Genomic DNA, 25,105 nt, shown 5'->3' on the forward strand with positions numbered 1-25,105 from the left:
GAGAAAGAAAGAGTCGCCGCATGTCACGTCAGATCGTCCTTGACACCGAAACCACGGGCCTGTCCGCCGAGAACGGCGACCGCGTGATCGAACTCGGCTGCGTCGAGCTGCTCAACCGCAAGCTCACCGGCAACGACCTGCACATCTACTTCAACCCGGAGCGCGAGAGCCACGAAGAGGCGTTGAAGGTGCACGGCCTCACGACCGACTTCCTGCGTGACAAGCCCAAGTTCGCGACGCTGGCCAACGACGTGGTCGAGTACCTGCGGGGTGCCGAACTGATCATCCACAACGCGGCCTTCGACGTGGGCTTCCTCAACAAGGAATTCGAGCTTGTCGGCCTGCCGCCGCTGCGCACCTTCGTCGACGAGGTGACCGACACGCTGGCCATGGCCAAGCTGGTCTATCCCGGCAAGCGCAATTCGCTCGACGCGCTGTGCGACCGCTTCGGCGTCGACCGCTCGAACCGCACCTTCCACGGCGCGAAGCTCGACGCGCAGTTGCTGGCCGACGTCTACATCAACCTCACGCGCGGCCAGGACGCGCTGCTGATCGACGAGGCATCGAACGAGCCGACCACCGGCGCCGTGGTGGCGGTGGACCTGAGCAGCTTCGTGCTGCCGGTGCTGATGGCCGCAGACCACGAGCTGACGGCGCACGAGGACCTGCTCGCGCAGCTCGATAAATCGAGCAAGGGAAAAACGATTTTTCGTCAAATTGACGTGACGTCGCAAAACTCTGTGGCATAATCAGAGGCTTCGCAGGACGCGAAACACTGAGTGGCACGAAAGTGCCGCAAGGGCGGTTAGCTCAGGGGTAGAGCACAGCATTCACACTGCTGGGGTCGGAGGTTCGAAACCTCCACCGCCCACCAATACATTCAACGACTTACGGCACCTTCTGGTGCCGTTTTCGTTTGTCCTGTGTCAAGCCTGTGCAATTTCAGCCAAAGGCTTTTCCCGAGGACTGGGCCCCGGAGTTCTTGCGCTGCTGCGCGGTGCGAGCACTCGAGCCATCGGGGCGCGGCCAGCCCTCGCATCGACCGTTTCTGCCGACTCTCCAGCGAACGCATGTCGCGCGTGTCGAACGCCGGAAACGGCGCTGCTTTGCGCCGTCGTGGTTCGGTTTCAAGTGGGTGTGCGATGCCTCGAGCATTCAGATCGCCGCGAAGCGCCCGGCTGCGCCATGGTGTGGCCAGCCGATTCACCTCCAACGTCGGGGAGGTCGGCCGCCTCGATCAGGAGGCGCTTCTGCACTCGTGCTGACAGGTCGCCGCACGAGGTCGTCGAGGTCCTGCGAACAAACGGGCCAATGGGCTGGAAGCCGTGACCCTGAGCCTCAGGGCGTTCGACGCGTTTCCCATCCTCACTGATCTCGCCACGAACTGCCACCGACCGGCTTGACGACTTGTGGAAGGCGGAGCTGATCCGAACGCCGCGCTTAGCTGCATCCGCGCGCCGCGCACTGCCGGCGCGCCTCTTCGACCTCCGCCTGGAGTTCGCGGCCGCGGGTCTCGCACCGTGTCGCCGCTGCGGCTGCTTCCGTCGCGACCGACTGCTCAAACACGGCGCCGGCGAGATTGTTGTTGGCGCGCGCGCGATGGGCCAGGATCTCGCGCTGCTGACGGTCACAGAAGTTGCGATAACGGGAAAGGTCTTCGGTCCTGTCGCGCAGCACATCAGTGGCGTCGGTCCGAAGCCTCTCAGCTTCTGCTTCCTTGAGTTGCTGCTGCAGGGTCGGGCGTCCGAGTGCGGCTGCAGGGTCGCCGGCTGGGCCTGGCGCGCCCTCGCCGGGCTTGCGCGCCTCGACCAGGGGCTGGATGGCGGTCTGGGCCCGCGAGCGTTCGCAAGGCGTTTCCTGAAAGCTGGTCGATCCCCCGGCGCTGACGCATTTGTAGAGTGCCCATGAGGGCTGGGTGGCGAGCATGAACAGGGTGGCGATCAAGTAGCGCATGGAATCTCCTCGTCTTTTGGCCTGCATGGTAGTGGAGGGGAGGCCTGCACCCGGTTCCTCCGACCTCGAGGCTGCTGACGTAGCGTCTGTGTCGGCCGGTGCACGCGGGCACAGTGAGGCCGTGAAGCAGGCACAAACGATTCCTTGGATCGCCGACAGGGCGGAGGCTGGCGGCGCCATGCCGCGGGATGAGGCCGTGGCAGCCCGGGCCGCTGCCATGGACCACCTCGACATGTGCAGCGACACCTGCGAGGCAGACCGGGCGACGCTATCGAGCGTGGGCGCGGCCATCTGGCGGCCTCCCGAGTGAAGGCATGACAAGCCGCACCTGGCAGGTTGGATGGCATCGCGATAGGGCGCCAGCCGATGAAGCGTCTTACGAACCCCTGTCCTTGGCGTCGCCGGGCGAAAGCGCAGCGGTGACCTTCCGCTCCTTCATCAGGGCGAGAACGCCCGCAGGAATCGGCCGACAGCCACAATTCCTTGCATGGTCCATGTGCCACGAAATTCGTTGCTCAGGTGTTGCAGATCTGGGCATTGGATGGGCCTCGTGCCAAACGCGATTCATCTTCCCTCCGGTGCGATGGGGCAAGCGGCAGTGTAGGGTGGCTTGGCCGAGACCTGCTTGAAGAGCATCGGCTCGGCAGAGGGCGCTCAGGGGGCCATCGTGGCGCCGGGCGTTGTCCGACGCGGCTTGCCTTCTTTCTCTTGCCTGACGCGTGTGGGCGCTGCCGCAAGGTCTGCAGACTTCACCGGAGAGAACGCCATGGCAGACGACAAGAGCATTCGCAGCCCCGCCGATGCGACGCGGATCAACGTCAACGAAGATCACGAACTGCGCTACTGGACGAAGACCTTCGCGGTGTCGGAGGCGAAGCTCCGATCGGCGGTCGCTTCCGCGGGGGTGATGACCAAGGACGTCCGCACCTACCTCGGGCTGCCGGAGCAATGACATGGCAGGCGCGCTGCGTGCCATCGCCGTGACGGTGGAAGAGCCGAAGCCAGGCGCCTTCGTCTGGGTGCTGGTGGAGCAGGGTGTGGGATGGGCAACGCTGTCGCAGGCCGACCGCCCGACCAGGAGCTACGCCAAGGCCATGGCGAATGGCCTGCTGGCCCTGCAGGACCTGATCGAGGACCTGGAGATCGGGCCACGCGAGCCCGAGCCTCAGGACACGCACAGCGCGGTGGAGCGCGCGTCCTTCGGTTTCGGGTTCGGTGAACTCAAGTAGGGTGGGTTGAAGGGGCTGCCCGTGGTGGCCCGGAAGCTCAGGCGCCGCCGTGTCCAGGCGTTGGCGCCTGCGGCCTGCCGTCCGCCGATTCGGACAAGGCCTGCGTGAGTCGGTCCAGCAGCGCCGCGATCCGCGTCGTATCGCCTTGCACCCCGGTCGCGCGCGCGATGGATTCCAGGGCCTCGGCCGCAGCCGACACGGCAGCCAATTCGCTCATCAAGGCTGCGCCCCTGAGGCGGTGCGCATGGTGCGCGGCGAGGGCTGGATCGTCGGCGGCCAGGGCCCGGCGCAGCGCCACAAGATCGTTCTGCATTTCGCCGTGCATCGAAGGCAAGGGCGGATGCGGCGCCGGGTGTTGGCGGCCCGCCGCGGGGCCCGTCGCTGCGTCGGTGGGGCCGACCCAGAGCTGCAGCATGCTCGACAGATCGTCCAGCCTCAGCGGCTTCTTGAGGACGCCGTCCATCCCGCTTTCCATGCACCGTTCGAGATGCGCGGCATCGGTGGCTGCCGAGACGGCGATCACCGGCGTATGGCGCGCATCGCCCTCGCGTTCCCGGATGCGAAGGGTGGTGTCGTAGCCGCTCAGGCCCGGCATGTGGCAGTCCATGAGGACCAGGTCGAAGGCACGCTGCGCCAGCGCGCGCAGCGCGGCGTCACCGTCGCCCACGATCTGCGCCTCGTAGCCGAGGGTTCTCAGCTGCTCGGCGATGATGAACTGATTGGCCGGGTGGTCTTCCACCAGCAGCACCGTGGCGCGAGTGTGGGCGGCCGGTGTTCCTGTCGCCTCGGGCGTGTCCTCGGCGCTTGCCGTCGCAGGCGGGGCCAGCCGCACCGGCAGCGTGAAATCCACCGAAGTGCCCACCCCCGATCGGCTCCTTAGCCGGATCGTGCCGCCCATCAGCTCGACCAGTTCCCTGCAGATGGTCAGGCCCAGGCCGGTGCCGCCGTAACGCCGGGTGGTGGACTTGTCGGCCTGCGCGTAGGCGTCGAAGATCGTGGCCTGCTGCGCGGGCGCTATGCCCACCTCGGTGTCGCCGACGCTGACCGCCAGCGTGCCTTGCGCCTCGCTCGTGGCCAGCACCTCCAGGCGCACGTCGATGCGGCCCCGATCGGTGAACTTCACCGCATTGCCCAGCAGGTTCAGCAGGATCTGCCGCAGGCGCGTCGGATCGATCACGATGCGCCGGCCCGAGGGGTTGTCCGTGACCACCTCGATGACCAGCGCCTTGGCCTGGGCGTTCACGCGCGCGACATGCGCCACCTTTTGTGCGAGCGCATCGACGTCGGTCGGCACCAGTTCGAGCTCCAGGCGCCTGGCATCGGGCTTGGACAGGTCGAGCACGTCGTCGAGCAGGGTCAGCAGGGATTCGGCCGCCACGGCGGCGGTCTGGGTGAAGCGCTGCTGGCGGGCGTCCATGGGCTCGCGCTGCAGCATCTCGATCGAGGCGAGCACCGCGTTCATGGGCGTGCGGATCTCGTGGCTCATGACCGCCAGGAAGCGCGACTTGGTGCGCTCGCTTTCCTGCGCCGCACGCTGCGCCACGCGCGCGCGGTAGGCGAACCAGCCCAGCAGCGCCATGCCGGCGAGCACCAGCAGCAGTTGCGGCAGGCGGTAGCGGACGATCGACAGCAGCGAGGGCTCGCCGAAGTTGGTCTGTTCCAGCCAACGCTCGTTCATTTGGTCGGTCTCTTCGGCCGACAGGCTGCGCAGCGACTTCTCGATCACGGCGTACAGCAGCGGCCGGTCGGCCCGCACGCCCATGTGGGCGCTGTAGAGCAGTTCGCCCACGGTCCCGGAGATGCTCAGCAAGCCGGCATAGCGGCGCCGCATCATGGGCAGGAACACGGCGTCGGTGCCGATGGCGGCGTAGGCCATGCCGTCGACCACCGCATCGAGGCCGTCGCCCGGCTCATCGACCGGGAGCGCGCGAACCTTGGGATAACGCGTGCCGAACACCTGCGCATAGGAGCCGCCGCCGCGGATGGCCGCCACCTTGCCATCGAGGTCCTTCATGTTCAGGACGATCGGCGCGTCGGTGCGGGTGACGATGATGGTGGGCGCGAGGAAGTAGGGGTCGGTCAACCGGAGCTGCGCGCCCACGTCGCTGCGGGTGCGTTGCGCATTGACGTTGGGAAAGAGGTCGGCCCTGCCGTCGAGGAAGGCCTGCTGCGCGTCCTCCCAGTTCTGCGTGGGCACCCGCTCGAAGCGCAGGCCCGATTTGCGCGCGACGGCCTCGAGGTACTCGGCGATCAGGCCCTTGTAGAGGCCGTTCTCGGTGTACTCCAGGGGCGCCAGCCGCGTGTCCGCGACATAGCGCACGACGGGGTGCTGCGCGATCCAGCGTTGCTCTTCGGCGCTGAAGACCGGTGGCGTCTGCGCAAAGGCGAATCCTGCGGGGAGAAGGCACACGCTCCACAAAGCCGTCCGCTTGGAAGCGCGGCGCCAGTTCATGTCTTGTCGAGCTGGTGCCGAATCTTGAACAGCTCGTTGTCTGTCCGGATGCCCAGCTTGCGGAAGGCGGCCTGCTTCTGCGTGCTGATCGTGTTGACGTTGCGCGAGAACTTCGTGGCGATCTGCGTGACCGACATGCCTTCCAGGCAGCAGCGCAGCACCTCGCGCTCGCGCGGCGACAGGCCGGTGCTCTGCGTGAGCGCCTGCGCATCGGTGTGCTCCAGAGCGGACTCGGCGCGCGTCGCGATCTCCGCGGCCATCTCGGGATGCAAGTGGATGCGCCCCTTGGCGAGCGTGCGGACCGCGGTGATCATTTCGCTCAGGTCCTGGTTCTTGCCCACATAGCCGCGGGCGCCGGCCTTCAGTGCCAGGGCCACGGTGGCCGCGCTGTAGTGCGCCGAAATGACCAGCGTCTTGCTGTTCGGGTGCCGAACCTTCAACGCCCGGATCAGGTTCAGCCCGTCGATGTCGGTGGGGCCCAGCGAGAAGTCCATGAGGATGATCTCGGCGGGCTGCGTGCCCAGCGCATCGAGCAGTTCGCGGCTGGTCGCGTAACTGCCCACCACCGCCAGGTCGTGCTCGTCAGCCAGCCTGGAGACCAGGCCGTGCCGTACGACGGCATGGTCGTCGAGAACCATCAGTCGAAGAGGCGTCGGTGCGGTCGGATGGAGCATGTGCGTGCCGGAAGGTCGGCCGGTTACCGAGGTTGGCAAAGATTCTAGTGTCAGCAATGTGGCGGACGCCGGCCCGGTGTCGGGGGTGTCCCATGGAGGACGGGACGCTTCACCGCGACCTTCGACGAGGCCGTCACGGTGCCGTGCCGCTCGATGCCAGGCGCGATTCCGGCAGGCGAGCAACCCGCTGTTTTCGAACGATCCCTAAGCCGGCCCCCCGATTTCTCGTTGGATCCCTATATACGGGAAAACCCTTAAAAAGAACAATGGCCATCAGTCCCAGCCCCGGCCGATGGAATCGACGACCACGCACATGAACAAGAGCGATCGGACGGTCTGGAACGCGGCGCACCCCGCCATCGCGAAGGTCTGGGATCGGGCGACGGCGGGACCGGCCGGGGCCAACGGGGCGAACGCAGCCATGGGTCAGGCCAGGACGGCGATTGCGGCGCGTGAGCCGGGTCGCCCGGATGGACCTCGGGCGCCGAAGCGATGTTTCAACGATGCACAGAAGGACGAATGGACAAGATGCCGACGAACGCGAGTGAATTCAGTTGCCTGGTGGACCTGCCGATCCTCATCGGTGTCGAGCGCCGGCGCGTGCCGGTCATTGCCGTGTTCCGGGGCCTGCCGAAGCCCGATCTCGAGGAATGGGTGATGCCCGGCGGCGTGCCGCGCAGCGACCACGAACTGGCCACGGAAATCCTCGGCGAGCTGCGATGCGCGGGCGGGAACAACGGGCGTTCGTGGCCGCGCAGCTTCTGCATTGCCACGGTGCTGGACCTGGACAGTGCCTCGGCGCTGCTGGTCGCCACCTTTCTGTCGGAGTCTGCGCGATCTGCCGGGGTCGTGCCCCTGGCGTCGCCTGCGAGCTGGTCGCATGCCGCCAGCGCCCATGCCCCACGCCGCACCAGCGAGCTGGCGCGCCGCAGGGACGGACGCGGCGCGGCGTGCCATTCCCTGCAATGAGCGCACGCAGCCGCCGCCGCGCGGCTGCGTGAAGAGGCCGTCGGCTCAGGCGGCGGCGCGTGCCGTCAGCCACTGCGAGGGCAGCAGCGGCTTCGCGACGATGCGGATCTCGCCCATGGCGCCCAGGAAGCCGCCGCCAGGGCCGTTGCCCTGGTAGTAGCCCGCGCCCACTACCCATGGCAGGTTCTGCGATGCCAGCCCCACGGTGTTGACCGTGTTGCGCAGGATCGGCGCGCCTTCCACGTACATCGTGGTCTCCTTCGCCACCGGGTCGTTGACCACCGCGACGTGCAGCCAGCTGTCGAGCAGGATCTCGCCCGACCAGTTGGCGCGCGAGGAGGTCGGCGCGGGCTTCTGCGGGATCACCTCGAACTGCACCTCCTTGAGGTTCGAGATCGCGAACTGCACCGGCGGCGAGGCGTCCCAGCCCTGGAAGCCGGGGAAGTTCCGGTTCCAGCCGCCGCGCGTCATGATGTTCATCCAGGCGTTCTTGTCGGTCCAGTTCTTGTCGAGCTTGACGAAGGCCTCGATGGTGTAGCCCGTGGACTCGAAGGTCTCGCTGTTCAGCGCGGTGGCGGCGTCGGTCATGAAGTAGCTCAGGCGCGCGCTCTCGGCATTGCTGAACTGCACGCTGCCCGGTGCCGACGACAGGCGATGGCGGTCGCTGCTCCAGCGCAGGTCGGCCAGTTGCGCGGTGTTGCCCGCCGGCACATTCAGCGCGCCGCGGGTGAGCTTGGCGTTCTTGCCCGAGGCGTCGGCGATGACTTCGCGGTCGTTGAGTGCCGCACCCACGGTGCCACCGAAGAAGCGCCAGTGGGCCAGGGTCTCGGCGATGTGCGGATAGTCCTCCGCATTCGCGGCCGGCTTGGCCGGCGGGGTCTCGATGGCATTGAAGCCATCGAGCATCAGCGCCGTCGCGGCCAGCGTGCGCGGCGTGGCGCTCGGTGCGGCGGGCTTGAAGTTGGACGCGAAGCGGGCGAAGCGCTTGGCGAAGTCCATCTGGAGGGTGAACTCGTTGTTGGCGTCGCGCAGCATCACATGGTCGAACTCGTTGAGCGTGGCCGCCGGCTTCTGCCGCACCCAGGGCGAGAAGGACAGCGCGCGGATCTCCTTGGCCGTGAGGTCGAATTCGTAGAAGCGCATCAGGCCGTTGCCGCCCTGGTAGGCCATCTGGTAGTCGACCACCATCTCCTCGACCGCGTTGCCGAAGTCGTTGGTCTTGGTCAGGTGCGCCGAGCCGTGGTGGTGGCCATTGACCGTCATGAAGATCTGGTCGTTGTCGCGGATCAGCTTTTCCCACAGCATCAGGCCGTAGTCCACTTCGAGCGGCTTCACGCCGTCGGGCGCGATCGCGATCAGCTGGTGGTTGACCAGGATCGCGGGCAGCGTCGGGTTGTCCTTGAGCACGCGGCGGGCCCAGACGATGCCGTTGTCCGACACGCGCCACGAGAGCGAGAGCACCAGGAACTGCTGGCCTTCGGCCGTGAAGACGTGGTACTCGTGGAAGCCGCTCGGGTCGCGGCCGCCGAAGGTGCTCTGCTTCTTCGCGCGCTCGGTGCCGAACCATTGCAGGTAGGGCTCCTTCGCGAGGTCGCGCTGCGCATCGGTGCCCACCGACTGGCCGTTCTCGAAGCCGATGTCCTGCAGCACATCGTGGTTGCCCGCGAGGATCGAGTAGGGCAGCTTCTTCGTCTCCAGCGCCTGCATGGCCTTGTCGGCGATCTCCCATTGCTGTGGCTTGCCGACCTGGTCGACGATGTCGCCCACGTGGATCACGAACGGAATCTTCAGCGCGGCCGCGTTGTCGGCCAGCCACTGGGTCTGCGCGAGGAAGGGCGTGCTGCCGAAGCGCTTGTCGAACTGGTTGCCCGTTTCCGCGCTTGCATAGCGCGCGTAGAACTGCGTGTCGGGCAGCACCGCCAGGCCGAAGCTCGAGACCCGCGTGTCGACCACCGGTTCACCGGGATTCGGTGGCGGGTTGGACGGATTGCCGCCGCCGGGCGGCGGCGTGCCCGCCCCCGAGTCGCTGCCACCGCCGCAGGCGGCGAGCAGCGAAGCCGCGCCGAGCGTGGGCACCAGGGAGCCTGCCTTCAACAGGCTGCGGCGATGGAGGAGGGGGCTGCGGGACGAGGAATCGGAAGACAAGGATGCTGCTCCAGTGAATGCATGAAGAGGAGCAGCCAAGCCTAGGGAGGCTGGATGACAGCGCGGCGATGACCTTGCGCGCGCTGCGCATAGCGAGACGATGTGACACACGGACCTGCTAGCGCCGGCCGCGCGGGCCGGCGCCTGGTTCAGTTCGCGTCCGCTGCGTTCGCGGCCAGCGCCGCCGCGTCGCGATGCCACCAGCCGCCGCCCAGCGCCTGGAACAGCAAGGCGCTGTCGGCCAGCCGCGCGGCCCGCGCCTGCAGCAGGCCCAGCTGGCCCTGCCGGTGGTTCTGCTCGGCCGCGATCAGCGCGAGCCGGTCGAGGTAGCCGAGGCCGTGCTGGCGCCGCGTCATGTCGAGCGCGGTCTTCGCGGTGTCGCTGACCGCGGCGGCGGCGCTGAGTGCCGCGGCATCGGCCTCGATTGCATGCAGCGTGTCGGCCACGTTCTGGAAGGCCACGATGACCGTCGCGCGGTACTGGGCCGCGGCCTGGCGCTGCTGCTCGATGGCCGCGCGCTCCTTGTGCCGCAGCGTGCCGCCGTCGAACAGCGGCTGGGTGATGCCCAGCGCCAGGTCGAAGAAGCGGCCGCTGTTCCAGAACATCTGGTTGAAGCGGCTGGCGGCACCGCCGACGGTGGCGTTGATCGAGAACTGCGGCAGCCGCGCGGCCCGCGCCACGCCGATCTCCGCATTGGCCGCGCGCAGCTGCTCCTCGGCCGCGCGCACGTCGGGCCGCTGCTCGACCAGGCGCGAGGGCAGGGTCAGCGGCAGTTCGCCGGGCAGCCGCAGCGCATCGAGCTTGAAGATCGGGGCCTCGTCGTCCTGGGCCTGGCCCGCGAGCGCGCGCAGCAGGTCGCGGTTCTGCTCGAACTGCTTGCGCAGCGGCGGCAGGGCCTGCTTCGACTGGGCCAGCGCGTTGTCCTGCAGCGCGAGCTCGAGCCGCGAGACCTGGCCGGCCTTGAGCTGCCGCTGCACCAGCGCCAGCGAGGCCGTGTTCGCCTCGACGATCTGCTCGGTCAGCGCGATCTGCTCGCGCAGCAGCGCATCCTGGATCGCGGCCGCGACGATGTTCGAGGCCAGCGTGATGTAGGTCGCCTGCAGCTGGTGCAGCTGCACCTGGGCCTGCGATGCCATCGACTCCATCTGGCGCCGGTTGCCGCCGAAGACGTCGGGCACATAGCTGACCGTGAGCTGCGCGGTGTGGAAGTTGTAGATCACCGGCGTGGTGAAGGGCGCGCTGCCGCCTTCGCTGGCGGGCGTGCCCTGGCCGGTGCTGATGTCCCGGCCGTTGCCCTGCAGGCCCGGCGAGTTGCCGCCCAGGTTGCCGGCGATCTTGGTGCGGGTCGGCGTGTAGCCGGCCTGCACCGTGGGGAAGAAGAAGCCGCGCTGCGCCGCCACGTTCTCCTGCGCCTCGCGCAGGGCCGCCTGCGCGGCCTCGATGCCCGGGTGGGCCGCGAAGGCGCGTTCGATCAGCGCGTCGAGCGCCGGCGACTCGAACACCTTCCACCAGTCGGCCTGGATGTCGCGTTCCAGCGAGAAGCGCTGGGCCTGCGGATCGGCGACCGCAGGAGCCGATGACCCGGGTGCGTAGCCCGCGGACGCTGGCAGTGCGGGACGTACATAGTCCGGGCCGACGGCGCAGCCGGCGGCCAATGCGATGGCGCTCAAGGCCAGGGCGGTCCGGCCGGCGTGCCGCGCCCGAAGAAGAGAGGATGTCATCGCGCGCCTTCCAGGATAGGGTCTGCAAGGGATGCCGTGTCGTCGCCCGGCTCGGAGAAGTTGCCGAACAGCCGCATCGCGACCGGCAGCACCAGCAGGGTGAAGACCGTGCCGGTCACGATGCCGCCCACGATCACGCAGGCGAAGGGCCGTTGCGTCTCGCTGCCGATGCCGCGCGACAGCGCCGCGGGCAGCAGGCCCAGGCCGGCCATCAGCGCGGTCATGAGGATCGGGCGCAGCCGCATCGCCGCGCCCTGGACGATGGCCTGCGTCACCTCGGCGCCTTCGCGCACCCGCTGCATGACTTCCTCCACCATGATCACGCCGTTCTGCACCGAGATGCCGGCCACCGCGATGAAGCCCACCGCGGCCGAGACCGAGAGGTGCAGCCCGGCGATGCCCAGCGCGGCCAGGCCGCCGATCAGCGTGAAGGGCACCATGCCCAGCACCAGGCTGGCCAGCCGCACCGAGCGGAAGGCCCAGAACAGCAGCGAGAAGATCAGCAGCACGGTGAGTGGGATGATCACCATCAGCCGCTTGGTGGCGCGCTGCGAGTTCTCGAACTGGCCGCCCCAGGTGAGGTCGTAGCCCGGCGGCAGCTTGACCTCTTGCGCGACCACGCGTTGCGCCTCCTCGACGAAGCTGCCCTGGTCGCGGCCCAGCAGGTTGACCTTGACGATCACGCTGCGCGAACCGGCCTCGCGCAGGATGCGCGAGGCGCCCTGGCGCACCTCGACCGTGGCGACTTCGCTCAGCGCGATGGTGCCGGGGCCATTGCCGACCTGCGTGCCGGGCAGCGCCAGCTGCAGGTTGCCCAGCGCGTCGACGCTGTTGCGGTTCTTCTCGTCCACGCGCACCACCACGTCGAAGCGTTTGTCCTGCTGGAAGAAGCTGGTCACGGCCACGCCGGACATGGCCTGGTTCACCAGCGTGTCGACGTCGTTGATGCTCAGGCCGTAGCGCGCGAGCCGCGAGCGGTCGGGGGTGATCACCACCTCGGTCTGGCCGCCGATGCGCGTGGCCTCGACGTCGGTGGCGCCGCGGATGCCCTGGATCACGCTGGCCACCTGCGCGCCCTTGTCCTCGAGGATGTCGAGGTTGTCGCCGCTGATCTTGGCCACGATCTCGCCGCGGAAGCCCGAGAGCGACTCCTCGACGTTGTCCTGGATCACCTGCGAGAAGTTGGTGCTGATGCCCGGAATCGCGTTCAGCCGGGCCGACATGTCGGCGACCAGCGCCTCCTTGTTGGCGAACTTCCATTCGCCGCGCGGCTTGAGGTCGACCAGGATCTCCAGGTTGTTCGGCCCCTTGGGGTCCGAGCCGTCGTCGGGCCGGCCGGCCTGAGCGATCACGTGGGCCACCTCGGTGTAGTCGAACAGCTTGCCGCGCACCAGGCGCTCGACCTGCTTGGTGGTGTCCAGCGAGGCCGAGGTGGGCAGCGTGACCGTGAGCCAGATGTTGCCTTCGTCGAGCTTGGGCAGGAACTCGCTGCCCAGCCGGGGCGCCAGCAGCAGCGCCAGCACCACAGGCACCGCCGACACGCACAGCACCGTGCGGCCGCGGCGCATCGTCAGGCCGACCAGCCACTGGTAGCGCTGCTGCAGCTTCTCGAGCCAGGGCTTGTGCCGCTCGGCCAGCGTGTTCTTCTGCAGCACGTACGACAGCAGCGTGGGCAGCAAGGTGAAGGTCAGCAGCACCGCGCCCAGCAGCGCGAAGCTCAGCGTCAGCGCCACCGGCGTGAAGATCTTTCCCTCGACCCGCTGGAAGGTGAAGATCGGCACGAAGGCCAGGATGATGATGGCCTTGGAGAACAGCACCGGGTGCGACAGGTCCGACATGGTCCGGTGCAGCACGTGCAGCCGGTGCTTGCGCGCGGCCAGCGGGTGGGCGTCGTGCGTGGAGCGCACCGCCAGCCGCACCATCAGCGCCTCGACGATGACCACCGCGCTGTCGATGATGATGCCGAAGTCGACCGCGCCCAGCGAGATCAGGTTGGCCGAGACACCGCGCGCGTTCATCAGGATGAAGGCGAACAGCAGCGCCAGCGGAATGACCGTGGCCACCACCAGCGCCGCGCGCCAGCTCGACAGGAACACCACCAGCACCGCGATCACCAGCAGCGCGCCGATCACCAGGTTCTCGGCCACGGTCGTCACGGTGTGGCGCACGAGCTCGGTGCGGTCGTAGATCGGCACGATCTTCACGCCCGCCGGCAGCCGGGTCTGCAGCTGCGCGATACGCGCCTTGAGCTCGGCGTTGATCTTGGCCGGGTTGCCGCCCTTGGTCATCGAGACGATGCCCTCGACGATGCTGTCGCGCTGGTCGGCCGCCACGATGCCGAAGCGCGGGCGTTCGCCCTCGCGCACCTCGGCCACGTCGCCGATGGTCACGGCGCGCCCCTGGCGGGCCGCGATCACCACCTTGCGGATGTCGTCCAGGCTCGCGTAGAGGCCGGCCGAGCGCACCACCAGCGAGGCGTCGCCCTGGCGCAGCAGGCCGCCGCCCGCGCTGCCGTTGCCGTTGGACGCGGCCTGGCTCAGCTGGTCGAGCGTGACCTGGTACTTGCGCAGCGCCAGCGGGTCGGCCTCGATGCGGTACTCCTTGATCGCGCCGCCGAAGCTCACCACGTCGGCCACGCCAGGGGTCATGCGCAGCACCGGGCGGATGGTCCAGTCCTGCAGCGTGCGGACTTCGGTGTCGGACAGGCCGGGCGCCTCGACCGTGTAGCGGTAGATCTCGCCCACGGCGGTCGACAGCGGCGCCAGCTGCGGCTGCACGCCCGCGGGCAGCGTGACGGTCGAGAGCTTCTCCGTCACCTGCTGGCGCGCGAAGTAGTTGTCGGTGCCGTCGGCGAAGGTCAGCGTGAGGATCGACAGGCCGGTCATGGTGACCGAGCGCACGTTGAGCAGCTGCGGCGTGCCCGAGAGCTCGCGCTCGATGGGCAGCGTGACCGCGCGCTCCATGTCCTCGGGCGCCTGGCCCGGCAGCTGCGAGATGACCCGCACCTGCACGTCCTGCACATCGGGGAAGGCCTCGATCGGCAGGTTCGACAGCGCATAGCCGCCGAAGCCGATCAGCGCGGCCACCAGCACGAGCACGAACACGCGCTGCGTCAGCGCGAAGACGATGAGCCGGTCGATCATGGCTTGTCGCCCGCGCGTGCGCTCAGTTCGGCGTCGAGCAGCAGCGCGCCGCCCACCACGATGCTTTCGCCGCCCGCGAGGCCTTCGCCGACGTAGCTGGCATCGCTGCCCCGGGTCAGCAGCCGGACCTGGCGGCGCTGGAATTCGCCGGGCGCGGATTGCACGAAGACGAAGGTGTAGACGCCGCGGTTCACCAGCGCGCCGTTGGGCACCTGCACGCCGCTGCCGCTGTCGGCCAGCACCGAGGCGCGCACGAACATCTCGGGCAGCAGCCGGCCGCCGGCGTTGTCGAGCTTGGCCCGCACGGTCACGCGGCGGGTGTTGGTGTCGATCGTCTGGCCGAGCTGCACCACCTTGGCCTTGAACTGCTCGCCCGGATAGGCGTCGCTCTCGACGGTCACTGCGCTGCCGACCTTGATGCGGCCGAGCAGCTTCTCGGGCAGGTCGATCATCAGCCAAAGCCGGCGCGGGTCGGTGACCACGAACAGCGGCGAGCCGGTCGAGGGGCTGACCTCGAGCGCGGGGCTCGCGGTGCGCTCCGACACCACGCCGTCGAGCGGGCTGGTCAGGCTGATGCGCTGGCCCTGCATCGGCAGGCCGTGCGGGTTGAGGTTCTTCAGCCGCAGCATCGCGCGCGCGGTCTCGGCATGCGCCTGGGCCGCGTCGGCCTGGGCCGCCTCGAGGTCCTTGGCCGCGATGGCCTCGTCGGTCGCCAGGTCCTTGGCGCGGGCCAGCACCAGCTGCTTGCGCGCCTCGTCGGCATGGGCCTTGTTCAGGTCGGCCTGGGCCGTGCCCACATCGGGCGAGTCGATCTCGGCCAGCACCTGACCGGCCTTGACCACGTCGCCGGGCGCGGCCTTGAGCGTGAGGATGCGGCCCGAGATCGCGACGCCGAGGCGCGCGGTCGCGTCCTCGTCATACACTACGCGCGCACTGAGCGCGTCGGCCAGCGGCACCGGCGTGGCCGGGATCGTGCGCGATTCGATCATCGTCAGTTGCGCGGCGCCGGCAGGGTAGCGCAGGCTGTTGCGGCCTTCGCCGACTGAGGGCTCCGGCGCGTTCTCGGTGCTGCCGGCCACGGCCGGTGCGGCGCGGTGATCGGCCAGCAGCCATGTGCCCGCCAACGCCGCCGCGGCCACCGCCACGGTCCCCCAGAAAGCCTGCTTCCGTTTCATGTTCGCTGTTCTTTCAGAAATGTCGAGTGCCCGCGCAGAGGGGCGCGCCACCTCACCGGGACGGTGCGTTGGCCTGGCGGACGAGGCTAAAGAGGCAAGCTTGCAAATACCTATCACGCAGCCGGTCTTTTCGAGGGGGCCGTCGGCCCCGCGCGACGGCCGCCGCTTCACGGCGCCGCCATGCAGCTGCTGCTGATCGAGGACGACACCACCATCGCGCGCGAGCTGCAGCTGCGCTGGCGCGCGCGCGGCTGGGTGGTGCGCGCCTGCGGCACGCTCGCGCAGGCGGACCAGGCCGTGGGCGACACCGGCCCCGACCTGGTGGTGCTCGACCTGCAACTGCCCGACGGCGACGGGCTCGACTGGCTGCAGCGCTTCCGCCGCCGCGATGCGCAGACGCCGGTGCTGGTGCTGACCGCGCGCGACCAGGTCGCCCATCGCGTCGACGGCCTCAGGCGCGGTGCCGACGACTACCTGGTCAAGCCCTTCGCGCCCGAGGAACTCGATGCGCGCATGGAGGCGCTGCAGCGCCGCACGCGGGTCGCGCGCCAGGCCGGCGCGCAGTTCGGGCCGCTGGTGGCGCTGCCGGAGGAGGGCCGCGCCTTCCTCGACGGCCGGCCGCTCGACCTGCTGCCGCGCGAGTTCGAGGTGCTGGGCCTGCTGATGCGGCGCTCGCCGCGGCTGGTGTCCAAACGGGTGCTGATCGAGGCGCTGACCGAGCGCAACCTCGAGGTCGGCGACAGCGCGATCGAGGTCTATGTCTCGCGGCTGCGGCGCAAGCTGCAGGGCTCGGGCGTGAGCATCCTCACGGCGCGCGGCTTCGGCTACCGGCTCGCGATGGCCGATGCGGGCGAGCCGGCCGAGGGCCCGTCGCCATGAGCAAGCCCTCGCGCGTGCGCCGCCTGCAGAACGAGCTCAACTTCCGGCTCATGCTGCCGGTGCTCGCGATCGTGGCGCTGACCGGGCTGCTGGGCGCCTTCGCGGCGCAGAAGCTGGTCGACCGCGTGTTCGACCGCTGGCTGCTCGACACCGCGCGCGCGCTGGCCGACCAGGTGCGGGTGGTCGACGGCAAGCCGGTGATCGAACTCTCGCGCCAGGCCGAGGCGCTGCTCACCTACGACATGGTGGACCGCAGCTACTTCGAGGTCCGGCAGGACGATCGCCACCTGCTGGGCCAGGTCGGCCTGCCGCTGCACGGCGACCGCGAATCGACCTACAGCATGGGCGCACGCGCCTACGACGCGCGCTTCCACGGCACCGACGTGCGCGTGGCCTGGGTGCCGGTGCAGCGGCCCGGTGCCGCGGGCTTGGTGGTGCTGAGCGCCGAGACGCTGGTCAAGCGGCACCGCGCGCAGGGCGACCTGTTCTGGACCATGGCGCCGATCGGCGTGCTCTTTCTGGTGGCCGTGCTGGTCATCGGCCTGACGGTGCGCCGCACCATCGGGCCGCTCGAGCGCATCGCGGCGCGCTGGAACGAGCGCTCGCATGCCTCGCTCGACCCGATCCCGGTCGACGACGTGCCGCGCGAACTGATGCCCTTCGCCTCGGCGCTCAACGACCTGCTGCTGCGCATCCGGACCATGCTGGCGCGCGAGCGCCAGTTCGCCAGCACGGTGGCGCACCAGCTGCGCACGCCGCTCACCGGCCTGCGCCTCGGGCTCGCGCGGGCGGCCGAGGCGCCGGACACGGCCTCGATGCGCGCGGTGGTGCACGAACTGGGCGCCACCACGCAGCGCACCGCGCGGCTGGTGCAGCAGCTGCTGTCGATGGGGCGGCTGGACCTTGAGGGCCGCAGCGACCTGGCGCTGGTGCCGGTCGACCTGGGCGCGCTGGCACGCGAGGTCGGCGAGACCTACCTCGATGCGGCGCTGGAGAAGCAGATCGAACTCGAGCTGGTGGCGGGCGATGCACCTGTGCTTGTGCGCGGCGAGCCCGACCTGCTGGGCGAGGCGTTGGGCAACCTGATCGACAACGCGATCCGTTGCACGCCGGCCGGCGGCAGCGTGCTGATCGCGATCGGGCGCTCGCCGCCCTCGCTCGGCGTGGCCGACTCGGGGCCGGGCGTGCCGGCGGAACAGCGCGCGGCGATGTTCGAGCGCTTCGTGCGCGGCCCGGAGCCGAGCGGGGAGGGCACGGGCCTGGGGCTGGCCATCGTGCGCGAGATCGCCGTGCTGCACGGGGCCGAGGTGCAGCTGGGCGACAGCGAGGCGGGCGGGGCGAGCGTGACGATCAGCTTCCCGGCGATCGATGCGGTGGACCCGCTGTGCGTTCCATGACCGGCTGAGGCGGCGGGCGGATCGCGTCAGGCCATGTCGGTCCCCACCGACGGCGACTGCGGTCATGGGCTGGCGCGCGGCCCCGGTCAGCCTCGTAGAACGAAGGCATGAATAAGGAACCCACCATGGCCACCAGTCCTGACCTCCCGCCGCCCATCACGCCCGATGTGCCCGACACGCCCGAACCTGCGGACCTGCCGGTCGAGCCCGATCAAGGCAGCGTCACCCGCTTCCCGTTCCGCCTGTCGCTGCACCTGCAGGCGCACCGCCAGTTCATGAGCGCAGCCTGCTTCCGCTGGACGCTGGGCCGCACGCGCGCCTGGATCCTCTGAGGCGCCGCTCAACCGTCGATTGCCGCGCTAAGCTTGCGGCATGGACGAATTCGATTGCGCCGTGATCGGCGCGGGTGTGGTGGGGCTGGCCGTCGCGCGGGCCTTGGCGTTGGCGGGCCGCGAGGTCATCGTGCTGGAGGCCGAGGGCGCCATCGGCACCGGCACCAGTTCGCGCAACAGCGAGGTGATCCACGCCGGCATCTACTATCCCCAAGGCTCGTTGAAGGCCCGGCTCTGCGTCGAGGGCAAAGAGGCGCTGTATGCCTACGCGGCCGAACGCGGCGTGCCGCACCGGCGTTGCGGCAAGCTGATCGTGGCGACCTCGCAAGCGCAGGTCGGAGCGCTCGAGACCATCATCGCCAAGGGCCGCGCCAACGGCGTCGACGATCTGGTCATGCTCACACGCGACGAAGCGCGCGCGCTCGAACCGGCGCTCGAATGCCTGGCGGCGGTGCATTCGCCCAGCACCGGCATCGTCGACAGCCATGCGCTGATGCTGAGCCTGCAGGGCGACCTGGAGAACGCCGGCGGCGTGGTGGCGCTCAAGTCGGCCGTGCGCCATGCGGACTGCACGCCGGACGGCATCGTGCTGCGCACCGATGACGGCACTGTGCTGCGCTGCGCCAGCGTGGTCAATGCCGCGGGCCTGTCCGCACCCGGCCTGGCGCGCGGCTTTGCCGGCCTGCCGGCCGAGACCGTGCCGGGCGCCTGGTTCGCCAAGGGCAACTACTTCACGCTGGCCGGTCGGGCACCGTTCGGCCGGCTGATCTATCCCGTGCCCGAGGCCGCGGGGCTGGGCGTGCACCTGACGCTGGATCTGGGTGGCCAGGCCAAGTTCGGTCCCGACGTGCAATGGGTGGATTCGGCCGAGGACCTGGTGGTCGACGCGCGGCGCGGCGATGCCTTCTATGCCGAGGTGCGGCGCTACTGGCCGGCCTTACCCGACGGCGCGCTGATCCCCGGCTATGCGGGCATCCGGCCCAAGATCTCGGGCCCGGGCGAGGCCGCACGCGACTTCGTGATCGACGGGCCGCAGCGGCACGGCGTGCCCGGCCTGGTCAACCTGTTCGGCATCGAGTCGCCCGGGCTGACGAGCAGCTTAGCCATCGGACGACATGTGGTTGAACTGCTGGCGCAATGATCGTCAACCTGTACCATGGAATGCCGCGCTGTTTGCCGGCATCCAGTCGCCGGCACCGTTGCCGGTAGTCCACCCACGGAGGAAGATTTCAATGAGTGCATCCAACAACCTCGAAGCCGCAGCCAACGCCGTCGTCGAAGACATCGCCAACGACGTCAAGGGCGTGCTGGGTGGCAAGGACCTCGAGTCGAATCCGCAGATCAAGGCGCTGCGCCAACGGGTCGAGGCCAAGCTGGCCATCGCCCGTGAGCTGGCATCCGAGAAGAGCAAGATCGCCGCCAAGAAGGCCAAGGACGCCGCCAGCACCGCCAATGCCTATGCCCACGACGAACCCTGGCAGATCGCCGCTGGCGCGCTGGCCGTGGGTGTTCTGGTGGGCCTGCTGCTGGGCCGTCGCTGAGCGCATCCGCGCATCTGAGTGCCGCGCCGTCGCGCGCGTGACCGGGAGGATCGAATGAACAAGTTGCTGTCCCTGCTGGGACTGGATGCGCGCATCCGCCGCGTCAAGATCGCTGCGGGCGAAAGTGCGATGGCGATCGAGGACCGGACCCAGCTCCTGCGCATGGCGTGGGACGACGAGAAGGACCGGCTGCAGCGCATGCTGCTGCTGATCATCGCGGTGCTGGGCCTGACCACGGTCGCGGTGGCCCTGCTCTCGGTGGCCGTGGTGGTGCACTTCTGGGACACGCCGCACCGCGCCACCGCCGCCTGGTCGGTGGCCGGCGTCTGGATCGCCCTGTGGGCCGTGTCGCTGATCGGCCTGCTCTCGACGCTGCGTGGTGCCAGCGGTGCCTTCGCGCCGAGCCGCCAGGAATTCGAACGCGACTGGGCCTGGGTGCAGGACCGTCTGGGCATCGGCAACCAGGGCCAGCCCGAAGGCACGCCGCGCCCGACGCGCCCGGCCACGCGGGAAGAACTGCTGGCCCGCATCGCCCGCCAGCGCCAGCGCATCGCGGTGCTGCAGGCCGCGAGCGCGGATGCGGCCACGGCCCAGGCGGCACCGCCGCCGCCCGACGAAACCCCCAGCGAGACCGCGCTGCGCCTGCTGCGTGCCCATCCCGTGGCTGCGGGCGTCGCGGCCGCCGCCGTGGTGGCAGTGGTCAAGCCGCGCAGGCTGCTGCGCTGGGCCGCCTTCGTGGCCCCGGTGCTCTGGCGGATGCGCTGATCAGGCGGCGCGGGACCGCAGGGCCTGCGCCACTTCGCGGACCAGCGCCGGTCCGCGGTAGATCAGGCCGGTGTAGACCTGCACCACATCGGCGCCGGCCGCCAGCTTGGCCTGTGCATCGGCGCCACTCAGGATGCCGCCCACCCCGATGATCGGATAACCCGTGCCCAGCGCGGCGCGCAACTGGGCGATCACGCGGTTGCTGGCCTCGCGCACCGGCGCGCCCGACAGGCCGCCGGCTTCCTCCGCATGCGGCAGGCCCGCCACCGCCGCGCGCGACAGCGTGGTGTTGCTGGCGATCACGCCGTCCACGCCATGGCGCTTCAGTGTCGCGGCGATCACCGTGACCTGCGCATCGTCGAGATCGGGTGCGATCTTGAGGAACATGGGCACCTGGCGACCATGCTGCTGCACCAGTTCGGCGCGGCGCGCCACCAGCGCACCCAGCAGCGCATCGAGTGCCTCGTCGCTCTGCAGCGAGCGCAGGTTCGCGGTGTTGGGGCTGGAGATGTTGATCGTCACGTAGTCGGCGTGCGGGTAGACGCCCGCCAGGCCGATCAGGTAGTCGTCGGTGGCACGCTCGATGGGCGTGGCGGCGTTCTTGCCGATGTTCAGGCCCAGCAGCATCGGCGCGGCCTTGGCGCCATCCTTGCGGAAGCGTGCGCGCTGCACGTTGGCCAGGAACACGTCCAGCCCGTCGTTGTTGAAGCCCAGCCGGTTGATCAGCGCGTCACGCTGGGGCAGGCGGAACATGCGCGGCTTGGGGTTGCCCGGCTGCGGCTTGGGCGTGACGGTGCCGACCTCGACGAAGCCGAAGCCCATGGCCGAGAAGGCATCGATGCAGCGCGCGTTCTTGTCGAGTCCCGCGGCCAGCCCCACGCGGTTGGGAAAGCGCAGGCCGGCCAGCGTGACCGGATCGTCCACCCGCCGGGAGGCATAGGCGCAGGCCAGCGGCGTGTTCTGGGTGCGGGCCAGGCTGCCGAGCGTCAGCTCGTGGGCGTGTTCCGGGTCGAGGCCGAAGAGGACGGGGCGGGCGAGTCCGTAAAGGGACGAAAGCAGCGGCAGGGGCATTGGATAATTCTCGGCTTCGTTAGCTCCAGGATTGTCCCCGATGACCGCACCCTCTTTGACCCAGGATGAACTCAAGGCCCAGGTGGCCCGCGCCGCGCTCGACTATGTGGTGGAGGGCGAGATCGTCGGTGTCGGCACCGGCTCGACCGTCAACAAGTTCATCGAGGCGCTGGCCACGGTCAAGGACCGGATCCGCGGCGCCGTGTCGAGCTCGGTCGCCTCGACCGAACGCCTGCGCGCGCTGGGCATCGAGGTGTTCGACAGCAATGCGGTGGAGGAGCTGTCGGTCTACATCGACGGCGCCGACGAGATCGACGGCCGCGGCTTCATGATCAAGGGCGGCGGCGCCGCGCTCACGCGCGAGAAGATCATCGCGGCCCAGTCGCGCTCCTTCGTCTGCATCGCCGACGCTTCCAAGCGCGTGCACGTGCTGGGCGGCTTTCCGCTGCCGGTCGAGGTGGTGCCGATGGCCGCGCGCCGGATCATGCGGCAGTTCGAGCGCCTGGGTGGCGTGGCGCAGGTGCGCGAGAAGGACGGTGTGGCGCTGGTGACCGATAACGGGCAGCACATCGTCGACGTGAGCGGCCTGAAGATCACCGACCCGCTGGGTTTCGAGACTGAAGTGAGCCAGTGGCCCGGCGTGGTGACCGTCGGCGTGTTCGCCTACCAGCGCGCCAACGTGTGCCTGCTGGGCACGCCCGCGGGCGTGGAGACGCTGCGCTACGACTAGGGCCTGGTCACACTATTTCCGGGGATCGCGTTGGAGGAACAAGGGGCTGGGTGCAAGGCGCCCGCGCGCAGCAAGGCTGAAGCCTTGCAAGCGCGGGCAACGCCGCAGACGGCCCCTTGTTTCTCCAACCCTTCGCGACCCCGGAAATAGTGTGAACAGGCCCTAGAAACGGATGCCGGCCGGGTTCGACGGCGTCGGGCCTGCCGCGGGCGGAACCGGCGCCGGCGGTGCCACCTGCGCCGCGGGCGGCGCGCTCACCGGCGCCGGGCGCTGCGCCACCATGGGCTGGGGCGGCGCATTGCGGTAGCCGGCGGGTAGGCGGATGCTCTTCGGGTAGCCGGCGGCATCCAGGTATTGCGACCATTCGCCGTCGGAGAAGCCCTTGAGTTGTTGCGAGCCGATGGTGAGCAGCGGCAGCGAGCCCTGCGAGCTCAGGCGCTGCAGCGCTTCGACATCCTCGTTGGTCTTGACCTGCCGTTCGGCAAAGGGCACGCCGCGTGTCGTGAGCAGCGAGCGGCCGGTGTCGCAGGGCGCGCAGTTGTCGCCGGTGTAGAGCGTGACCGGATAGCGCTGCACCACCTGCTGCAGCTCGTAGGGCAGGGCCGCCGAACCGCCGTCGTTGGACGCCGTCCCCGTGCGCGGTGCAGCGGGGCGGGCATCGGCGGCCGGCGGCTGATCGGAGAAGCTGACCTTGCCGTTCGCGTCCACATGGCGGTAGACCTGCTGGGCCGATGCCGCGACGGCGGCGAAGGCCAGCAGCAGAAGGGAGAGGCGCGCTGTGCGATGCATGAGGGAGGCTCCGGGCTCGAGGATCGAAAGCCGGAGTATCTCAGGCCGCGCGCCGCCTGCCATCCCCTGCCGTCCTGTGCGTTATGCCGGTTGGGGCTCCGCCATGCCCTGGTGGCGCAGCAGCGCGTCGAGCTGCGGTTCGCGGCCGCGGAAGGCCTTGAAGGACTCCATCGCGCTGCGGCTGCCGCCGGCCTCGAGGATGGCCTGGCGGTACTTGCGGCCGGTCTCGATGTTGGGCTCGCCGCTGGCGCCCGCGGTCTCCTCGAAGGCCGCATAGGCGTCGGCGCTCAGCACCTCGGCCCATTTGTAGCTGTAGTAGCCGGCCGCATAGCCGCCCGAGAAGATGTGGCTGAAGGTGTTGGGCGTGCGGCTGAAGGGCGGCGAGGGCATCACCGCCACCTCGGCGCGCACCTTGCCCAGCAGCGCCATCACCTCGCCCGGCGGAGCGGTGGCGGCCTGGTACTCGGTGTGCAGCAGCATGTCGAACAGCGAGAACTCGATCTGGCGCAGCGTCTGCATGCCGCTCTGGAAGTTCTTCGCGGCGGTCATCTTGTCGAACAGCGCGCGCGGCAGCGGCTCTCCGGTGTCGACATGGGCCGTCATGTGCTCGAGCACGTCCCACTCCCAGCAGAAGTTCTCCATGAACTGGCTTGGCAGCTCGACCGCGTCCCATTCGACGCCGCTGATACCCGACACGTCGCGCTCGTTGACCTGCGTGAGCATGTGGTGCAGCCCGTGGCCGAACTCGTGGAACAGGGTGGTGACGTCGTCGTGCGTGAGCAGCGGCGGCTTGCCGTCGACGCCCTCCGCGAAGTTGCACACCAGCTGCGCGACCGGCGTCTGCAGCACGCCGGTGTCGGGGCGCAGCCAGCGGGCGCGCACGTCGTCCATCCAGGCGCCGCCGCGCTTGCCGGCGCGGGCCGAGGGGTCGAGGTAGAACTGGCCGACGCGCTGGCCGTCGCGCTCGATGCGATAGAACTCGACGGTCGGGTGCCAGACCGGCGCGAAATCGCGGCGGATCGAGACCTCGAACAGCGTCTCGACGATCTTGAACAGGCCGGCCATCACCTTGGGCGCCGGGAAGTACTGCTTGACCTCCAGTTCGCTGAAGGCGTAGCGCGCTTCCTTGAGCTTCTCGCCGACGAAGGTCCAGTCCCAGGGCTGCGGATCGGCCAGGCCGATGGTCGAGGCGAACACGCGCAGGTCGGCCAGGTCGCGTTCGCCGAAGGGCTTGGCGCGCGCGCCGAGGTCGCGCAGGAACTTCACCACCTGTTCGGGCGTGTCGGCCATCTTGGGCACCACCGACAGCTCGCCGTAGTTGCGGTAGCCCAGCAGCTTCGCCTCTTCCTCGCGCAGCGCGAGGATCTCGGTGATGAGCGCGCTGTTGTCGAAGGCCGGGTCGCCGAGTTCGCTGGCACGGGTCACGTAGGCGCGGTAGAGCGTCTCGCGCAGCGCGCTGCTCTTGGCGAACTGCATGACCGGCAGGTAGCAGGGCATCTTGAGCGTGAGCTTGTAGCCGGGCTTGCTGTCGGCCTCGGCGCCCGCGCGGGCGGCGGCGATCACGTCTTCGGGCAGGCCCTCGAGCTCGCCGGCCTCGGCGTAGTAGGCAAAGGCGTCGGTCGCGTCGAGTGCGTTCTCGCTGAACTTCTGGCTCAGCTCGGCCTGGCGTTCCTGGATCGCGGCGAAGCGTTCCTTGGCCGCGCCCTGCAGCTCGGCGCCGCCCAGCACGAAGTTGCGCACCGCGTTGCGATGGGCCTGCTTCTGTTCGGTGTTGAGCGTGGCGGTATCGATGGCCTTGTACTTGGCGTAGAGGCGCTCATCGGAACCCAGCCGGGTCCAGAAGGCGGTGACGCGCGGCATGGCTTCGTTGTAGGCGGCGCGCAGTTCGGGCGTGTCGGCCACCGCGTTCAGATGGCCGATCGCGCCCCAGGCCCGGCTGAAGCGCTCCGACGACACGTCGAGCACCTTCGAGATCGCCAGCCAGTCGGCCGGGAAGCCGGCGGCGGTGACGGTCTGCAGCGCGGTCTCGGCGTCGGCCAGCAGGGCGTCGACCGCGGGCGCGACATGGGCCGGCCGGATCTGGTCGAACAACGGGAGATCGGTGAAGTCGAGGAGCGGATTGGTCATGGAGTGCATCTGG

At 69.3% G+C, this 25,105-nt stretch carries 22 protein-coding genes and 1 tRNA gene; 12 read left to right on the top strand and 11 right to left on the bottom strand.

Translation table 11 applies throughout. The annotated features are described in order from the left end of the window. The first annotated feature begins 20 nt into the window (after positions 1-20). Positions 21-749: a DNA polymerase III subunit epsilon gene (gene dnaQ / locus K0H49_RS20875; RefSeq protein WP_219216541.1), complete on the top strand. Its 729-nt coding sequence runs from the start codon at positions 21-23 to the stop codon at positions 747-749. Between the two features lie 50 nt (positions 750-799). Next, a tRNA-Val gene (locus tag K0H49_RS20880) sits at positions 800-874 on the top strand. A 566-nt stretch (positions 875-1,440) separates the two neighbouring features. Here K0H49_RS20880 and K0H49_RS20885 read toward each other — a convergent pair. Beyond that, the gene (locus tag K0H49_RS20885) at positions 1,441-1,953 is read right to left on the bottom strand and encodes a DUF4124 domain-containing protein (protein WP_219216543.1); all 513 of its coding nucleotides are present in this window, start codon (positions 1,951-1,953) and stop codon (positions 1,441-1,443) included. Positions 1,954-2,719: 766 nt separating this feature from the next. On the opposite strand from K0H49_RS20885, the gene K0H49_RS20890 reads away from it, so the two are divergent. Further along, a complete protein-coding gene (locus K0H49_RS20890) occupies positions 2,720-2,905 on the top strand; it encodes a DUF3606 domain-containing protein (RefSeq protein ID WP_219216545.1) in 186 nt (61 codons plus the stop codon). A 1-nt stretch (position 2,906) separates the two neighbouring features. Continuing rightward, entirely contained in the window at positions 2,907-3,182 is a 276-nt protein-coding gene (locus K0H49_RS20895) for a hypothetical protein (protein WP_219216547.1), read from the top strand. A gap of 37 nt (positions 3,183-3,219) precedes the next feature. Here the strand turns inward: K0H49_RS20895 and K0H49_RS20900 are convergent, their stop codons facing one another. The 3 genes from K0H49_RS20900 to K0H49_RS20910 all read right to left on the bottom strand — a co-directional run bounded on the left by K0H49_RS20900 (position 3,220) and on the right by K0H49_RS20910 (position 6,731). Beyond that, positions 3,220-5,592 carry an ATP-binding protein gene (locus K0H49_RS20900; protein ID WP_219216556.1) on the bottom strand — a complete coding sequence of 791 codons (2,373 nt, stop codon included), beginning with the start codon at positions 5,590-5,592 and terminating at the stop codon, positions 3,220-3,222. Positions 5,593-5,630: 38 nt separating this feature from the next. Further along, entirely contained in the window at positions 5,631-6,272 is a 642-nt protein-coding gene (locus K0H49_RS20905) for a response regulator transcription factor (RefSeq protein ID WP_257625052.1), read from the bottom strand. A gap of 309 nt (positions 6,273-6,581) precedes the next feature. Then, the gene (locus K0H49_RS20910; RefSeq protein ID WP_219216568.1) at positions 6,582-6,731 is read right to left on the bottom strand and encodes a hypothetical protein; all 150 of its coding nucleotides are present in this window, start codon (positions 6,729-6,731) and stop codon (positions 6,582-6,584) included. 96 nt (positions 6,732-6,827) lie between these two features. On the opposite strand from K0H49_RS20910, the gene K0H49_RS20915 reads away from it, so the two are divergent. Beyond that, positions 6,828-7,277: a hypothetical protein gene (locus K0H49_RS20915; protein WP_219216570.1), complete on the top strand. Its 450-nt coding sequence runs from the start codon at positions 6,828-6,830 to the stop codon at positions 7,275-7,277. A 45-nt stretch (positions 7,278-7,322) separates the two neighbouring features. On the opposite strand, the gene K0H49_RS20920 is transcribed toward K0H49_RS20915, so the two are convergent. The 4 genes from K0H49_RS20920 to K0H49_RS20935 all read right to left on the bottom strand — a co-directional run bounded on the left by K0H49_RS20920 (position 7,323) and on the right by K0H49_RS20935 (position 15,461). Continuing rightward, positions 7,323-9,371, bottom strand: a complete 2,049-nt coding sequence (locus K0H49_RS20920; protein WP_307886080.1) for a LamG-like jellyroll fold domain-containing protein — start codon at positions 9,369-9,371, stop codon at positions 7,323-7,325. A 200-nt stretch (positions 9,372-9,571) separates the two neighbouring features. After that, on the bottom strand, positions 9,572-11,143 hold the full coding sequence (locus K0H49_RS20925) for an efflux transporter outer membrane subunit (protein ID WP_219216575.1): 1,572 nt from the start codon (positions 11,141-11,143) through the stop codon (positions 9,572-9,574). Beyond that, a complete protein-coding gene (locus K0H49_RS20930; protein ID WP_219216576.1) occupies positions 11,140-14,286 on the bottom strand; it encodes an efflux RND transporter permease subunit in 3,147 nt (1,048 codons plus the stop codon). The genes K0H49_RS20925 and K0H49_RS20930 overlap by 4 nt, the downstream gene beginning before the upstream one ends. Then, positions 14,283-15,461, bottom strand: coding sequence for an efflux RND transporter periplasmic adaptor subunit (locus K0H49_RS20935; protein WP_219216578.1), 1,179 nt, complete (start codon positions 15,459-15,461; stop codon positions 14,283-14,285). The genes K0H49_RS20930 and K0H49_RS20935 overlap by 4 nt, the downstream gene beginning before the upstream one ends. 180 nt (positions 15,462-15,641) lie before the next feature. Here K0H49_RS20935 and K0H49_RS20940 point away from each other — a divergent pair, with 180 nt between their 5' ends. From K0H49_RS20940 to K0H49_RS20965, 6 genes are all read left to right on the top strand, one after another. Next, entirely contained in the window at positions 15,642-16,340 is a 699-nt protein-coding gene (locus K0H49_RS20940) for a response regulator transcription factor (RefSeq protein ID WP_219216579.1), read from the top strand. Beyond that, complete coding sequence (locus K0H49_RS20945; RefSeq protein ID WP_219216581.1) at positions 16,337-17,737, top strand: sensor histidine kinase; 1,401 nt, start codon at positions 16,337-16,339, stop codon at positions 17,735-17,737. The genes K0H49_RS20940 and K0H49_RS20945 overlap by 4 nt, the downstream gene beginning before the upstream one ends. Positions 17,738-17,862: 125 nt before the next feature. After that, a complete protein-coding gene (locus tag K0H49_RS20950) occupies positions 17,863-18,069 on the top strand; it encodes a hypothetical protein (protein WP_219216583.1) in 207 nt (68 codons plus the stop codon). Between the two features lie 40 nt (positions 18,070-18,109). After that, positions 18,110-19,210, top strand: coding sequence for an NAD(P)/FAD-dependent oxidoreductase (locus K0H49_RS20955; protein ID WP_219216585.1), 1,101 nt, complete (start codon positions 18,110-18,112; stop codon positions 19,208-19,210). 91 nt (positions 19,211-19,301) lie between these two features. Next, positions 19,302-19,610, top strand: coding sequence for a glycine zipper domain-containing protein (locus K0H49_RS20960; protein WP_219216587.1), 309 nt, complete (start codon positions 19,302-19,304; stop codon positions 19,608-19,610). A 54-nt stretch (positions 19,611-19,664) separates the two neighbouring features. Beyond that, a complete protein-coding gene (locus K0H49_RS20965; protein WP_219216588.1) occupies positions 19,665-20,375 on the top strand; it encodes a phage holin family protein in 711 nt (236 codons plus the stop codon). Here K0H49_RS20965 and K0H49_RS20970 read toward each other — a convergent pair whose 3' ends face one another. After that, entirely contained in the window at positions 20,376-21,446 is a 1,071-nt protein-coding gene (locus K0H49_RS20970) for a quinone-dependent dihydroorotate dehydrogenase (RefSeq protein WP_219216591.1), read from the bottom strand. A 40-nt stretch (positions 21,447-21,486) separates the two neighbouring features. Between K0H49_RS20970 and rpiA the strand changes: the two genes are divergently transcribed. Next, positions 21,487-22,176, top strand: a complete 690-nt coding sequence (rpiA, locus tag K0H49_RS20975) for a ribose-5-phosphate isomerase RpiA (RefSeq protein ID WP_219216593.1) — start codon at positions 21,487-21,489, stop codon at positions 22,174-22,176. 162 nt (positions 22,177-22,338) lie between these two features. Here rpiA and K0H49_RS20980 read toward each other — a convergent pair whose 3' ends face one another. Both K0H49_RS20980 and K0H49_RS20985 read right to left on the bottom strand, forming a co-directional pair. Next, a complete protein-coding gene (locus tag K0H49_RS20980) occupies positions 22,339-22,965 on the bottom strand; it encodes a glutaredoxin family protein (protein WP_219216595.1) in 627 nt (208 codons plus the stop codon). 81 nt (positions 22,966-23,046) lie between these two features. Next, entirely contained in the window at positions 23,047-25,101 is a 2,055-nt protein-coding gene (locus K0H49_RS20985) for a M3 family metallopeptidase (protein ID WP_374122396.1), read from the bottom strand. Positions 25,102-25,105: the final 4 nt, after the last annotated feature.

Source organism: Variovorax boronicumulans, assembly GCF_019352895.1.
GTDB classification, from domain to species: domain Bacteria; phylum Pseudomonadota; class Gammaproteobacteria; order Burkholderiales; family Burkholderiaceae_C; genus Variovorax; species Variovorax boronicumulans_A.

Coding starts and splice junctions, on each gene's coding strand:
- dnaQ (WP_219216541.1), top strand. CDS start 21: ATGTCACGTCAGATCGTCCTTGACACCGAAACCACGGGCCTGTCCGCC.
- K0H49_RS20885 (WP_219216543.1), bottom strand. CDS start 1,953: ATGCGCTACTTGATCGCCACCCTGTTCATGCTCGCCACCCAGCCCTCA.
- K0H49_RS20890 (WP_219216545.1), top strand. CDS start 2,720: ATGGCAGACGACAAGAGCATTCGCAGCCCCGCCGATGCGACGCGGATC.
- K0H49_RS20895 (WP_219216547.1), top strand. CDS start 2,907: ATGGCAGGCGCGCTGCGTGCCATCGCCGTGACGGTGGAAGAGCCGAAG.
- K0H49_RS20905 (WP_257625052.1), bottom strand. CDS start 6,272: ATGGTTCTCGACGACCATGCCGTCGTACGGCACGGCCTGGTCTCCAGG.
- K0H49_RS20910 (WP_219216568.1), bottom strand. CDS start 6,731: ATGGCTGCGTTCGCCCCGTTGGCCCCGGCCGGTCCCGCCGTCGCCCGA.
- K0H49_RS20915 (WP_219216570.1), top strand. CDS start 6,828: ATGGACAAGATGCCGACGAACGCGAGTGAATTCAGTTGCCTGGTGGAC.
- K0H49_RS20925 (WP_219216575.1), bottom strand. CDS start 11,143: ATGACATCCTCTCTTCTTCGGGCGCGGCACGCCGGCCGGACCGCCCTG.
- K0H49_RS20930 (WP_219216576.1), bottom strand. CDS start 14,286: ATGATCGACCGGCTCATCGTCTTCGCGCTGACGCAGCGCGTGTTCGTG.
- K0H49_RS20935 (WP_219216578.1), bottom strand. CDS start 15,461: ATGAAACGGAAGCAGGCTTTCTGGGGGACCGTGGCGGTGGCCGCGGCG.
- K0H49_RS20940 (WP_219216579.1), top strand. CDS start 15,642: ATGCAGCTGCTGCTGATCGAGGACGACACCACCATCGCGCGCGAGCTG.
- K0H49_RS20945 (WP_219216581.1), top strand. CDS start 16,337: ATGAGCAAGCCCTCGCGCGTGCGCCGCCTGCAGAACGAGCTCAACTTC.
- K0H49_RS20950 (WP_219216583.1), top strand. CDS start 17,863: ATGGCCACCAGTCCTGACCTCCCGCCGCCCATCACGCCCGATGTGCCC.
- K0H49_RS20955 (WP_219216585.1), top strand. CDS start 18,110: ATGGACGAATTCGATTGCGCCGTGATCGGCGCGGGTGTGGTGGGGCTG.
- K0H49_RS20960 (WP_219216587.1), top strand. CDS start 19,302: ATGAGTGCATCCAACAACCTCGAAGCCGCAGCCAACGCCGTCGTCGAA.
- K0H49_RS20965 (WP_219216588.1), top strand. CDS start 19,665: ATGAACAAGTTGCTGTCCCTGCTGGGACTGGATGCGCGCATCCGCCGC.
- K0H49_RS20970 (WP_219216591.1), bottom strand. CDS start 21,446: ATGCCCCTGCCGCTGCTTTCGTCCCTTTACGGACTCGCCCGCCCCGTC.
- rpiA (WP_219216593.1), top strand. CDS start 21,487: ATGACCGCACCCTCTTTGACCCAGGATGAACTCAAGGCCCAGGTGGCC.
- K0H49_RS20980 (WP_219216595.1), bottom strand. CDS start 22,965: ATGCATCGCACAGCGCGCCTCTCCCTTCTGCTGCTGGCCTTCGCCGCC.
- K0H49_RS20985 (WP_374122396.1), bottom strand. CDS start 25,101: ATGCACTCCATGACCAATCCGCTCCTCGACTTCACCGATCTCCCGTTG.